A 12,988-nucleotide genomic window follows, 5' to 3' on the forward strand; every position below is an offset into this window, starting at 1 on the left:
TATGGATTGGGAAAATGAAGATAAATAAAGCAAAAAATGAAAAAGGGCATCGTTTTACTTTTGAAGGGAAACATACACAAAGTGAACAGATTGTACGTGGTGAAGTAGTTGCGACTAATGAGGATGAGGCGAAGAAAAAATTATTACGTAGAGGAATTAAACCTACTCGTGTGACTAAAGTAAAAGCCACCCGTAAGAAGCGAATTACTCAAGCAGATATTACGGTTTTTACTCGACAACTCGCTACTATGATGAAGGCTGGATTGCCTTTAATGCAAGCTTTTGAGATTGTTGCTAGAGGGCATGTTAATCCTTCGATGACTCAGTTGTTGATGGCTATACGCAGCGATGTGGAGCAGGGGTCTTCGATGGGGGCTGCATTTGCAAAGCATCCCAAGTATTTTGATAAATTTTATTGTAACTTAATTTCTGCAGGTGAAGCTGGTGGTGTGTTAGAACATTTGTTAGATAAGCTCGCTGTATACAAAGAAAAAACTCAGTCCATCAAGAAAAAAGTTAAATCGGCTCTTACTTATCCTATAGCCGTTGTTGCAGTGGCGGTTATATTGGTTATTGTAATGATGATGTATGTCTTGCCTGCATTTGGTAAGATTTATAAAGATATGGGTGCTGAATTGCCAGGATTGACACAAATGTTAATGAGTGCATCAGATTTTTTTGTTGAATATGGCTGGATTGTAATTATTGTCTTAATAGGGTTAGTTGTTGGATTTGTTCATTTACATCGAAATTCACCTGAGCTGCAGAAAAGGGTAGATATGCTAGTACTTAAAATGCCAATCTTCGGCGATATTGTACGAAAGGCCACTATTGCTAGATGGGCCCGGACGACAGCTAGTTTGTTTGCTGCAGGTGTTCCTTTAGTTGAGGCATTGGATTCAGTTGCTGGCGCTTCAGGTAATATTTTATATGAAGAGGCTACTATTTCAATTAAATCACAGGTAAATCAAGGTATGTCATTAACATCGGGGATGCAGAACACTGGCCTTTTCCCTAATATGGTCCTACAAATGGCAGCTATTGGTGAAGAGTCTGGATCACTAGATGATATGCTAAATAAAGCAGCTGAATTTTATGAGGAAGAAGTAGATACTGCAGTTTCTCAATTATCCTCTTTGATGGAACCTATCATAATGGTGGTTCTAGGAAGTATTATTGGTACTATGTTGGTTGCTATGTATTTACCTCTGTTCAATATAGGCAATGTTATCGGGTAAAGGCTTGTAGATGCATGCATGGATAAATGAAGCTTATGCTCCTTGGATTGTTCAGTTAGCTGTTGTCTTTGGTTTATTAGTGGGCAGTTTTTTAAATGTAGTGATCTATCGTATTCCTGTTATGATGGAGCGCAAGTGGACTGTTTTCGCAAAGACACACCTAAATATTGCTTTAACTGATGACGAAAAAGAGCCATTTAGTTTAACTAAACCGGCATCACGATGTCCAAAATGTGGAAGCTCGGTAAAGCCTTGGCAGAATATACCCGTGCTAAGTTATATTTTGTTGAAGGGACAATGCCATAAGTGCCACGATCATATCAGTTTGCGGTATCCATTGATTGAAATCTTGACTGCTTGTGTATTCGGCATTGTTGCAGTCTGTTATGGATGGTCTTGGATCACTTTAGCGGGTTTTATCTTTTCCGCAATTTTGATAGCGTTGACATTCATTGATGCAGATACTCAATATTTACCTGATGAACTTACTAATCCTTTAATTTGGTTGGGATTGTTGGTTAATTCTACAGGGAATGGATTGGTGGATTTGAAACAATCCCTTTTAGGAGCCATATTTGGATATTTAAGTTTATGGTTGTTGAATAAAATACATAAAACGATTCGCGGTATAGATGGAATCGGTGGTGGGGATTTTAAATTGTTAGCAGCTTTAGGGGCGTGGTTGGGTAGTTTGGTATTACCTATAATAGTCCTTGTTGCAGCAATAATCGGCATCCTGGCTGCCGTAGTTATGAAAGTTGCGAAGAGTCAGCCTATCGCATTCGGTCCCAGCTTAGCTATTGCTGGATGGGTAGTGTTTATTGCCTATGATAAAGTGATTGCTGGGGTAAATTGGTGGTTGCACCAGTCGGGGTTGGCATAGTGACGATTTGGATTGGTTTAACCGGTGGGATCGGCAGCGGAAAATCACAGGCCGCTGCCGAATTTTCGTTTTTGGGTGTTCCTGTGCTGGATGCGGATGCGGTTAGCAGAGAATTGACGGGGGAGAATGGCAAGGCGTTGCCTTTGATACGGAAATGTTTTGGCGAGTCAGTTTTTATGGGGGCTCAGTTAAATCGTGCAGTGATGCGGCAATTGGTTTTTGCAGACAGTAGTGCAAGGCAGGATTTAGAAAATATGATGTTGCCTTTGATTATGGAAGAAATTCAGAATCGGCAATTGTTATATCAACAACAACCATATGGAGTCATTGAAATTCCTTTGCTGCAAGAAAAAAAGGAATTTCAGACACTTGTTCAGCATGTTTTACTGATAGATACGGATGAATCAATCAGAATAAATCGTGTTATGGCTAGAAGCAATTTGTCAGAATCAGAGGTTAGAAAAATTATTGCGGCACAGAGCGAGAATAGCTCAAGGTATTGGATGGCTAATGAGATTATCTTGAATAATGGAAACAAGGATGAATTGACGCATAAGATAGGCCGTCTGAATCAGTATTATCAATCTTGTTTTAATGGTTAGAAACGGATATTGAGATGATTACTTTCGAACACCCTTTGTCAGAACGGGTTCGTAACTTTTTGCGGATTGAATATTTGTTTAAGCGTTTCCAAGATGAGATTGTATGCAGCGATTCTGTTTGGGCACATCATTTGGCGTTAGCCACATTGTTTGACATCATGGAGTGTGCGGCCCGTGCCGAGTTGAAACTGGATATTTTGCAGGAATTGGAACGTCAAAAGCAAATGATGGCGCAGAACCGTGATCGGCAATCCGCATTATTGTTGCAGGAAGATTTGAAACAGGTTGCGCAAGGACTTTTGGGGATACAGCAAAAGTTTGGCCAGCATTTGCGTGAAAATGAATGGTTGATGGCGATTAAACAGCGCATGCTTGTACCTGGAGGGACCAGCCCGTTTGATGTGCCGTCTTATTATTATTGGCAGCAGCGGCCTTTTGAGGAACGTAAGGCCGATTTGCAGAATTGGATTCGTACGTTAATGCCTACTTATGATGCCATTTCCGTATTGTTGAGCATCTTGCGAAAAAATTCGCGGGCAGTAAATTGCTTCGCGAAGCATGGTAATTATCAACATCCTAGTCTGGCGCAGAATATTCATATGTTGAGCATAGAAGTGGATGAAGCAGACAGGGCGATACCGGAAGTTTCTGCCAATAAGTATTTTACCCATATACGCTTTCTAGCCGTATCAGATGAGCGCCTCAGAGGTTCTCAGCTTGATCAGGATATACGGTTTAAAATGATTATGAGCAGTTTTGATCCGGTGGTGGAATGATGGAGGCCGATATGCGAAAAGTAAAATGTCCGCGTTGCGGCATAGTTTCAGAGTGGTCTTCAGCCAACCCGTATCGGCCTTTTTGCAGTAAACGTTGTAAAAATATTGATTTGGGTGCCTGGGCTGATGAGGATTATCGTGTAACGATGAGTGATCAGGAAGATTTTTTTGTTGGAACTGCAACAGGTTGAGTAAATTCCCTAGAGTTGGTAAATAAAATTCTGAATATATCTTTCTTGTTTTATTCATGCCGCTTCAGGTTTTATTGTTTACCCCAATTTTTTAGTTTAATCTAAAAATAAAAAAGACTGCCAATGCAGTCTTTTTTATTTTCTTTTTCAGAAAATTAGCTACGTTTGAACATGTTGCCAAATTTTTGGTTAAATTTGTCTACGCGACCGGTTGTATCTACGATTTTTTGGGTTCCGGTGTAGAACGGGTGGCATTGTGAGCAAACCTCAATATTGAAGTTTTCTTTTTCCATTGAAGATTTGGTTACAAATTTGTTGCCGCAAGAGCAAGTAACATTAACTTCATGATAATCTGGATGAGTATTTTGTTTCATTTTAATTCCTTTGGTTGGCGGGCACAGGGGATGTGCCTGTGCTTCAAAATATCCCTTTCGGGAAGGCGGCGGATTATGGCCTAAATGGTTTGTTTTGGCAAGTTTTTTATCTTTTGCCCATTGGTTGTTTTCGGTTAGTAGTGCGGTGGGACTTCATCACGGAGGCTATACGGCTCTTGATTACCGTCTTGGTTTTTATCTTGAATTTTCCGATACAGCAGCTTGAGTTGAGCTTGTTGCAAATCCAATGTTTGCCGCATTTGGGCAACAGTGTCGTTCAGGCTGTCAATCAGTTCGCCTTGTAAGGCCGTCTGAATTTCCAGTTCGGTAATGCGTTGCGTCAGTTCTTCCATTTACAGCACCATTGCGGCAATCCAGCCGGCAATCATCAGCGGGATATTGTAGTGGATAAAGGTGGGGATAACCGAGTCGCGGATATGGTCGTGTTGGCCGTCGGCGTTCAGTCCCATGGTCGGACCCAAGGTCGAATCTGATGCGGGGGAGCCTGCATCACCCAATGCGCCGGCAGTACCGACAATGGCTACGGTTGCCAATGGTGAAAAGCCGAGGCTGATACACAGAGGTACATAAATCGCCGTAATAATCGGCAGGGTGGAAAAGGAAGAGCCGATGCCCATTGTGACCAGCAGGCCGACCAATAGCATGACAAATGCCGCCATGCCTTTGTTGCCGCCGAACATCGCCATGCTGTTTTCCACCAAAGGCTGGATATCGCCGGTTGCTTTCATGACCGCCGCAAATCCTTGGGCGGCAATCATAATAAAGCCGACCATCGCCATCATTTTAATACCTTCGCCAAACACATCGTTGGCGGCATTCCGATTGATGACGCCGAGCATCATGAATACCGCGAAACCGACCATTGCCCCTAAAACCAGCGCATCTTTGTATTTCAACTGTATGGCGAAGCAGACGGCAATCGCTATTGCCGCCACCATGCTGCGGTAGGCGGAAGGTTGCGGTTGTTCGGCCGCTTTTTGATGATCGACCGTATCGATATCATTGGTTTGATAAAGACGAGGTTTGCGATAATGAATCAAAGCCAGCAGCAAACCTGCCACCATACCCAAAGCGGGGATGGCCATTGCTTGCATGACATTGATGTCTTTCACCTCCATGCCCGACGTGCGGATATTGCCCAACAGGATTTCGTTGAGGAAAATTGCGCCGAATCCGTAAGGTAGGAACATATAGGTGGTCACCAGGCCGAAGGTAATGACGCAGGCAATCAGCCTACGGTCGATTTTCAGGCGGTTAAATACCAGCAGCAACGGCGGCACAATCATCGGGATAAAGGCGATATGGATGGGGACGACGTTTTGGCTCATGACACCCATGACCAAGATGATGGACAACAACAGCCATTTGACCGCTTTTTCCCCGGTTTGAGAGTTTTGTCCTTGATTCAGGCGGCGGACAATCGAGCCGGCCAATTGTTGCGGTAGGCCGGAGTGGGTGATTGCCATTGCGAAAGCCCCCAGCATCGCATACGACAACGCGATTTGCGCCCCGCCTTTCAAGCCTTCGTTAAAAGCGGAAATAATGCCGGGTTGAGTCACTTCTCCCGATATGTCCGTTACATTTGCCAACGGCATTCCTGCCACCAGTCCGCCGACAAACGCGCCGATTGCCAAACTCAGCACTACATGTATGCGCGATAGTGACAATGCCAACATGACGATTACGGCGATTACGACAGCATTGGGCGTCCCCATTATGCTTAATAACATCTTTCACTCCTCATTGCCGAATGGTTTGACGATGCGCCAAGCGGTTTCAGACGGCCTAATTGTTAACATTTTCAAATATTAACATAAGCATACAAAAACACCAAGCATCAGGCCGTCTGAAAACCCGGCTGCAACAAAGTTTGAAAAGTAACTTCAGTTTTTGCTTGCACTGAAACGATTGAAACTTTATTGAAGCACGTTTTCAGACGGCCTTTTGTGACGGATTGCCGTATAGGGGTGTCGAGAATTTGGTCATTCCTTTGTGTGGCGCGGTGTATTAACGCAAAGTGCCGGTAAAGACTTTTTTCCGTTTCCAAAATGCCCGTTCGGCTTTGGTTCTAATATTCAGAACGCCGCCGTGTTCGCCGTCTGTGGTCAGCGTCAGGTTTTTCAGACGGCCTTTTTGCAGGGCGAGGCGGATGGGGGTGAAAAAACGGACATCCCAATCGGCCAGCAGTTGGCGATACGATTCTTCATCATCCGCCGCCACGGACACGGTCAAATCATCCAGAAAAATCAGACCGTCTGAAATCTGTTGGCCGCATTCCTCCAGCATGGCTTCGAATGCCGCCCAGTCGTAGGGCGCGGCATCGTGCGGCAGGCCGGGGCGGAGCAGCCAACTGCTGTCCGTAGCGGTAAAGCCGGCTTCGGCTTGCCCGTCCGAATGCCCGGGCCACAGCCATACGCCGTTAACCGGCATTGTGCGAGCGGCATTGAGCGGATGGGCGTGCAGCCACATTTGGATTTCCGTTTGCTTGGACAGCCAATCCGGTGCGGCATACCGTTCCATCCGCTCCATCCCGTCAGCTTGCCCGAGCATATCCAGAACCGACGGAACTTGCCAGTCAGGCTGTTTTGGCAAGGTCAGCAGCCATAAGTCGGGTTTGAACGGGTAAAACCGCCAACCGTCCTCACAAAAAAAATCGTTCAATCCAGCGCACCACTGCGCCGCCTCTTGCGCTGTTACCGACAAGGCGCGGCCGGATGCGAGATGCGCCTGATTCATGCCCATTTGCTGACAGACGGGTGCGGCCAGCAGGGAGGGCGTGTCTGCGGACAGCCCCAGTTCGGCCAATATCGAAATTTCCGGCCTGCCCCGCCAAAGATGGCGTGCATAAAAAACAGATGTTTCGGCGGGCAATGAAGTAAAGTGTCCGAAACGCAGCAGTGCGTTAAGGCCGGGCGTATCGAACGGTACAGGTCTTTCAGACGGCCTGTTCAATGAAGGGATGGCAAGGGTCAGATTCATCATGGTTCGGCATTGTTCGGATTAGCGTTATTTTACGCGCTTTTTCCGCATAATGAGGATTTATATGAGGATTTATAGTATACTGAAACGTTTGAAGATAAATGAAAATCTGTTTGTAAGGCTTTGTGCCTGATGGCGAATCAGGCCGTCTGAAACGGAAAAATGAAGCAATGAAAAAGATTTTTTCCCATCGTTTTTTGCAGCGTAAATCCGTCCGCTGGTCGCTGCTGGGTATACTGCTGCCCGTATCGGGTGCAATGACGGCTTATGCCGTAACTTCTCCGCCCAGGCAAGACGAATTGTTTAAAACCGAAGTCGTTGTGAAGGAGCTGCCGCCGATTCAAGTGTCCGATGTCGAAAATCGGGCGGGATATTGGCTGGAAGAAGCGGCTCAAGAAGGTGATACGCTGTATACCATGCTGTCGCGCTACGGCTTGAGCGATACGGATATTGCCAATGCCTTGAAAGGCAATGGCGAAGACGGCGGTGTCGACAAGAAATTACAACGGCTTCGTTCGGGGCAAACCATCAGTGTTTTAATGGACGGCAGCAATCGGCCGGCTGCCATCCAGTTTTTTAACGATGACGATAATGGCGAGAAAAACCTGATTGCCATCGGGAAAATCAAAGGAGAGTGGCAGGCGAGCGCATCAGAAATCGAGATGAAAACCCTGCCGACACTGAAATCCGTCGTTGTCCGCACCTCCGCCAAGGGTTCGTTGGCGCAAGCAGGCGTAGGCATCGAATTGCGTGAATCGCTGCGCGATATTTTCAGCGAACAATTCAATTTGGACGATTTGAAAGAGGGCGATCAAATACGCCTGCTGTACAACAGCATGTATTTCCGTGGACAGGAAATGGCGGCAGGCGATATCTTGGCGGTGGAAATTGTAAAAGGCGGTAAAACCTATCAGGCTTACTACTACGACAAAGGCGATGAGGGCGGCAGCTATTATGATTATGACGGTGAGCCGTTGAAGTCCGACAGTCTGAACGGCTTTGCCTTTATGCCGCTGCAAAACTATACACGCGTTTCCTCACCCTACGGCATCCGTGTCCATCCCGTGCTGCATACCGTTAAAATGCACACAGGCATAGACTATGCCGCCCCGCCCGGCACGCCGGTTTATGCGCCGGCCGACGGTACGCTTACCTTCAAAGGTTGGAAAGGCGGCTACGGATATACTGTAATGCTGCTGCACAGCAACGGAGTAGAAACGCTATATGGCCATTTAAGTGCTTTCTCTCCCTCAAAAGGCCATGTGAAGGCGGGAGAAGTCATCGGCTTTGTCGGTTCCTCTGGCCGCTCTACCGGTCCACACCTACATTATGAAGCACGGATTAATGGTCAGCATGTCAATCCAACTACAGTGGCATTGCCGACCCCGAAAATGGAAAAAATCCATTTGGCTTCTTTCCTGCGGCAACGGCAGAAAGCTGAAGACACAATGGCGGTCATTCATGATTTGCCGGTTACGGTGGCGCAGCTTTATTGATTGGATTTTGGCAGTGACGAAGGCCGTCTGAAAATCACGAATCAAGGGTTTAATTTCCTTGAAACAGTGTTTTCAGACGGCCTTCTCAATATTTGTATGAAGCGTCGTAGCAACTTGAGATCATATAGATTGCGCTATGATGATAAATTCTAAGAGGCTGTCCTAATTATCTAGAGCAGCCCCACACTTTAAGATATATAGAGTTTGCAGTTATGGCAAAAGCATAAGAGGAATGTTTTACATTCCTCTTATGCTTGAAGCTAAATATTTTGAATAGTGATTTAAAAACTAAATTTAGAAGATTTCACGCCACGAGATACGACGAACTGAATTCAATCGTAAAGGATTCATTGTCATATGAAATGAACCATTATCTCCTGAATAAAAAGTAACCGTAACACGTTTGCCATTAATCATCATATCAACTGTTTTGGATTTAGGAGCTAAAATGTTTGAAGCTTCAATCATACCTCCAAGTTTATCGTTTTCATCAAATTTGCCATCATTGTTTGTATCAAATATTTTTTCGTTAAACTGACCACCTGTTTTTAAGTCAACAGCAATCCGTGCAGTTGCACCATTAAAGCCACATGCATTACTTTCTAAGCTGGCAATAGAGCGCACAGCAGTAAAAGTTGCAACACGATTGCGGTGAATGTTTGAAGCAGAAACTATAGATTGACCAGGCAATAGTTTAAGTTTCCAGCCCTTATGGGCAGTAGTCAAAGGATTGGTCGTAATCGTATAAAGTTTTTGTTCTAATGTTTTTTCTGTTGTGCTAACAATAGCATTTACCTCAGTACCAGTACTATTTACAGATTGTTGTAACAAATCAGTTTCTGTTATAGGACCCATATCAGCAAATAACCCTAAAGCATAATTTTGGACATTTGATGCAATATCCGATAGAGAGAAATACTGACCAGTTCCAACAACCACATACAGACGTCCCCCAACTTTTTGAGCAAAGGGAGCTCCTGTTATTGGAGAGTTTGAGCTGGATGGTGAATATAACGGACTTGTACCATAAGGATTACTCCAAGTGTTAGATGCCTGATCATAATTAATACGCCAGACTTTTCCTTCATTGTCTCCAACAAAGACTGCTTCAGGGATTCCATCACTATTATCATCATATACAAAAGGCTCGCCTACTCCACTAGAACCTAAAGGTATCTTCCAGTAATTACTATTTTGAACCCACGAGTTTGTATTTTGAGCATTGAGAATATATAAATACCCTTTTCCTGAGACATTATTGTATCCGCTACTCAAAATAGCTAATGGAGTGCCGGATCCATTTTTTGTAATTGCAGGTTGGCCAACTGTTAATCCTAAATCGCTATCATCCTTATTGGAAAAATCCCACAATACATTTGATGCGCTAGGATTACTTAAATTTGTAACATCCAACGCATATATAGAAGATCCTCCCCGACCGGTAGTACCGATTAGAAGCGACTTAGCTTCGGATCCAAAACATACTTCTGCAGTGATAGGAGAGCCATCATTTATGTATTCATGTACGGCTCCAAGTTTTGCAAAATTATGTAGTTTTGGTAGTGCAGATTTGGGAATATACCCCATTTTCTCGACACCATTATGATCAAGTATATGTAACATCCCATCATTTGCAGCTACGGCATAATAAGCAGAACGGTTCATTACAGTAGAATCGCTGTATGTGCAACCATTTGGAATTCGTTTAGGTTTGAGGATGGTACTAGGCGTTGAATTGATAATTGTACCCATTAAGCTGCTACGCTTTCTCCATACACTACCTTCTTGAGTACTATCCCCTAATAAATATTTAGTCAAACTTGCCGTATCAAGTGAAGAGTCTTGCTCCTTTAAGGTACTCTCAAAAGCACTTAAATTGTTCGGAGTAAACTGAACAGTTAAGCCATTTTGTGCTTTTGTAAATACTTTACGATTTATCCATGTTCCAGTATTGTTATGATACGAATTATTCAGTAGGTCTGCAGCACGCCACTCAGGAATAAAAGTAAGTTTTCCTCCTGATAATCCAAGCCGTTTACCAATTAGATCACCTGCAAGGTCTTTAACCTTAAAGATGGCCTGTATCGCCATAGTGCTTCCTGTTGCAACATCAACAACGGAATCTTCATAGTCATTAATTGCTATGGCCGCTTGTGATGGATCTTTATAACTGTTTGCAGATACAAAAGCTTTATTTAGGGCGTCAACCATACTTTCAGGGCTATTGCCTAAAGCAAAATTATTCGGTATTCCGTCAGGGAAAAGAGTAGGGCTGCTACTTGAGCCTGGTGCATCTTTTGTCCAGCTGTCTCTAGATTGATTTGGCCATTCCACGGAGCCTGGTGCATAGTCAAACCCACCATATTTCGCGGCCCAGTAATAGGCATTACCTAATGAGCTGGAATTATTGGCTTCAAACCGTCCCTGACCATTTTCTAAAACATCAATCATAAATGTATTGATATTTTGAGTTCCTTTAATATCCTGACGAATATCATTCGTTCTTCCCCAATATGCTAATGCAACAATCCCCGCAGGAGAATAATCTTTTTTTCCTCCTCCTGCACCTGACCCACGATTTAAATTCCATGAATCCGCACCCAAACCTTTAAATTTTTCTTGATCTAGAATTTTCTTAAGAATATCAGCCGTCTGAATTTCATTATCATCTTTAACGCCACTGGTTGGAACGAAATTTGGTAAATCTTTTTCATCATGAGTAAAAGTATCCCCAATCAAGATCATGGTATTAGAGCGGCACTGAGCTTCAGTAGGCGATGACAAGCCTCGCGTGAGTGGATCATCCCATTTATAAATCATCGGGAATCCGTCAGCCGTAGTTGGATTGATGCCTGCCGTACGCTGAGTTTGTTCATAATACGATGGCATGCCTTTATTACGTAAATATCGTTGAGCGGTATAAAATAACTCAGCTGCAGTATCGTAACCTTTGTAACTGCCAAAGTCACCAAATCGGTTGATATAGTTAATGGCACCACTGTTGGCAACCCCTGTTTGATTTGCATCATAAGTATCTGGGTTTACAGCTAATACACCAGAGGTTGGATCCCATTCTTGACCATAAACCACAGAACCTTCTTGTTGCGTACGATCCAAGTATTTCATGCGGGCACGTAGTACGCCACCACTGACATTGTTACCCTCTGCCAATTGATAGCTAAATACAGCGAAGCGTGCAGGTCGACTATCCGGTCCGTTGCCACGGCCATACTGCTGCATCAAACCTTCCGGTTTATAGGAATTGTTATACCGTCGACAGTTTTTAGGAATATCAGAAATGCCAAATTTCTCATCACAAGCTTTGACCACTACCGGCATAGCTCCATAATTCATATTAGGAGTTCCCCTGATAGCATTCATTGCCTTCCGTACTTTATCTTTAATTTGTGGATTTTGAGTCTTAGTATCACTTATGCCTCCCCGATTTTGAAACCACAAAGCACCGTCGGAGCCATATATCACAGCTTGGACAGAAAATCCCTTATTGTAGAAGAAAATTTTGTTTGCCCACCGAGCTTGGGCAGTAGGGGAAACAGGCTGCCCACTATTTAAATTGTGGAAGCCCAGCGGATAACCCCATCCCGGTGCAGTAGTGGGTATCAAAAATGAATCTACCATACTGCCGGGGATAATCCGTTTTAGGAATGCAAAATCAGCTGGTTTTGCATTTCCCCCCAAGTCAATGGCCCTTAATTTCAACCGATAATGCTCTATACCATTTTGCCCTGTGGGGTGAACAAAAGCACGACGTAAGAAGGTATTGCTTGGAGTATCACCTGCTTGATAGTTAGATGGGCTGCTACCTATCCCGTATGCTCGATTTCCTCCAGTTAATGCGTGGCGGAAAATATCTACAGCGGACATGGTGGCCCAATTCAAGAAGTTGCCACTATATTCTTCATCATTGCCACTACACAGACCAACTCGGCCTTGTGCATCAGTAGTGGCTTTTGAGGAGACATAAAAATGCCCATTAAAATTATGAGGGTCAGAAAATTTATAGCACTTAGTATTATCAAAATAACCTAGATAATAGGTTTTCCATTGGTTTTCCCACCGTGCTTCACCTGTTCCCACTCTAAGTGTCGGATAATCTGCCCACATAAAATCATTACTAGAGTAGGCCGCACCTGCAGTTGGATGTTCTACTGACGGAGTAAGAGTAATGTTAGGTGAATATTGAACATCTACCCCTGTAAGCGGCAAGTTACTAATTGGTACCGTTGCAGATTGAACGGGCAAGTTGATACCCATCATGGCTAATGCCAATACAGTAGGCTTAAAGATTTGTTTTCTCTCAGGTGTTTTCATTTTGACACTTCCATTGTTAGTAAAAGACATTTCCCTTAGTTTAAATCCGGTTAATAAAAGTAAATTTATTCCAATAATAAAATCAGAAGTTTACTA

Annotated in this window: 11 protein-coding genes; 6 read left to right on the forward strand and 5 right to left on the reverse strand. The window is 44.0% G+C overall.

Annotated features, from left to right (window positions below; genetic code table 11):
- Positions 1 to 14: 14 nt before the first annotated feature.
- From BM261_RS02850 to BM261_RS02870, 5 genes are read left to right on the forward strand one after another with little or no spacing between them, the layout of a single operon-like run.
- A complete protein-coding gene (locus BM261_RS02850; protein WP_049248630.1) occupies positions 15 to 1,238 on the forward strand; it encodes a type II secretion system F family protein in 1,224 nt (407 codons plus the stop codon).
- 10 nt (positions 1,239 to 1,248) lie between these two features.
- Positions 1,249 to 2,121 carry a prepilin peptidase gene (locus BM261_RS02855; RefSeq protein WP_074894938.1) on the forward strand — a complete coding sequence of 291 codons (873 nt, stop codon included), beginning with the start codon at positions 1,249 to 1,251 and terminating at the stop codon, positions 2,119 to 2,121.
- Positions 2,094 to 2,723 carry a dephospho-CoA kinase gene (gene coaE, locus BM261_RS02860; protein ID WP_256205701.1) on the forward strand — a complete coding sequence of 210 codons (630 nt, stop codon included), beginning with the start codon at positions 2,094 to 2,096 and terminating at the stop codon, positions 2,721 to 2,723. Before BM261_RS02855 ends, coaE begins: the two co-directional genes overlap by 28 nt.
- 14 nt (positions 2,724 to 2,737) lie before the next feature.
- Positions 2,738 to 3,499: a cell division protein ZapD gene (zapD, locus tag BM261_RS02865; RefSeq protein WP_074894942.1), complete on the forward strand. Its 762-nt coding sequence runs from the start codon at positions 2,738 to 2,740 to the stop codon at positions 3,497 to 3,499.
- Complete coding sequence (locus BM261_RS02870) at positions 3,496 to 3,690, forward strand: DNA gyrase inhibitor YacG (RefSeq protein WP_049253000.1); 195 nt, start codon at positions 3,496 to 3,498, stop codon at positions 3,688 to 3,690. The genes zapD and BM261_RS02870 overlap by 4 nt, the downstream gene beginning before the upstream one ends.
- A gap of 155 nt (positions 3,691 to 3,845) precedes the next feature.
- Here BM261_RS02870 and rpmE read toward each other — a convergent pair whose 3' ends face one another.
- The 4 genes from rpmE to BM261_RS02890 all read right to left on the reverse strand — a co-directional run bounded on the left by rpmE (position 3,846) and on the right by BM261_RS02890 (position 7,067).
- On the reverse strand, positions 3,846 to 4,064 hold the full coding sequence (gene rpmE, locus BM261_RS02875; RefSeq protein ID WP_049248635.1) for a 50S ribosomal protein L31: 219 nt from the start codon (positions 4,062 to 4,064) through the stop codon (positions 3,846 to 3,848).
- Positions 4,065 to 4,198: 134 nt separating this feature from the next.
- The gene (locus BM261_RS02880; protein ID WP_003769492.1) at positions 4,199 to 4,417 is read right to left on the reverse strand and encodes a SlyX family protein; all 219 of its coding nucleotides are present in this window, start codon (positions 4,415 to 4,417) and stop codon (positions 4,199 to 4,201) included.
- Entirely contained in the window at positions 4,418 to 5,800 is a 1,383-nt protein-coding gene (locus BM261_RS02885; protein WP_074894944.1) for a Na+/H+ antiporter family protein, read from the reverse strand.
- Positions 5,801 to 6,092: 292 nt separating this feature from the next.
- A complete protein-coding gene (locus tag BM261_RS02890; protein WP_240317838.1) occupies positions 6,093 to 7,067 on the reverse strand; it encodes a hypothetical protein in 975 nt (324 codons plus the stop codon).
- Between the two features lie 167 nt (positions 7,068 to 7,234).
- Between BM261_RS02890 and BM261_RS02895 the strand changes: the two genes are divergently transcribed.
- On the forward strand, positions 7,235 to 8,560 hold the full coding sequence (locus BM261_RS02895) for a M23 family metallopeptidase (protein WP_074894946.1): 1,326 nt from the start codon (positions 7,235 to 7,237) through the stop codon (positions 8,558 to 8,560).
- Positions 8,561 to 8,854: 294 nt separating this feature from the next.
- Here BM261_RS02895 and BM261_RS02900 read toward each other — a convergent pair whose 3' ends face one another.
- The gene (locus BM261_RS02900; RefSeq protein WP_162817034.1) at positions 8,855 to 12,892 is read right to left on the reverse strand and encodes a pilus assembly protein; all 4,038 of its coding nucleotides are present in this window, start codon (positions 12,890 to 12,892) and stop codon (positions 8,855 to 8,857) included.
- Positions 12,893 to 12,988 lie beyond the last annotated feature (96 nt).

The sequence above is a fragment of the Neisseria elongata subsp. elongata genome (assembly GCF_900113545.1).
Taxonomy (GTDB): Bacteria; Pseudomonadota; Gammaproteobacteria; order Burkholderiales; family Neisseriaceae; genus Neisseria; species Neisseria elongata.

What these genes read in the sequence shown, in the direction of transcription:
- BM261_RS02850 (WP_049248630.1), top strand. Translation starts at nt 15, where the DNA reads ATGAAGATAAATAAAGCAAAAAATGAAAAAGGGCATCGTTTTACTTTT.
- BM261_RS02855 (WP_074894938.1), top strand. Translation starts at nt 1,249, where the DNA reads ATGCATGCATGGATAAATGAAGCTTATGCTCCTTGGATTGTTCAGTTA.
- zapD (WP_074894942.1), top strand. Translation starts at nt 2,738, where the DNA reads ATGATTACTTTCGAACACCCTTTGTCAGAACGGGTTCGTAACTTTTTG.
- BM261_RS02870 (WP_049253000.1), top strand. Translation starts at nt 3,496, where the DNA reads ATGATGGAGGCCGATATGCGAAAAGTAAAATGTCCGCGTTGCGGCATA.
- rpmE (WP_049248635.1), bottom strand. Translation starts at nt 4,064, where the DNA reads ATGAAACAAAATACTCATCCAGATTATCATGAAGTTAATGTTACTTGC.
- BM261_RS02880 (WP_003769492.1), bottom strand. Translation starts at nt 4,417, where the DNA reads ATGGAAGAACTGACGCAACGCATTACCGAACTGGAAATTCAGACGGCC.
- BM261_RS02885 (WP_074894944.1), bottom strand. Translation starts at nt 5,800, where the DNA reads ATGGGGACGCCCAATGCTGTCGTAATCGCCGTAATCGTCATGTTGGCA.
- BM261_RS02890 (WP_240317838.1), bottom strand. Translation starts at nt 7,067, where the DNA reads ATGATGAATCTGACCCTTGCCATCCCTTCATTGAACAGGCCGTCTGAA.
- BM261_RS02895 (WP_074894946.1), top strand. Translation starts at nt 7,235, where the DNA reads ATGAAAAAGATTTTTTCCCATCGTTTTTTGCAGCGTAAATCCGTCCGC.
- BM261_RS02900 (WP_162817034.1), bottom strand. Translation starts at nt 12,892, where the DNA reads ATGAAAACACCTGAGAGAAAACAAATCTTTAAGCCTACTGTATTGGCA.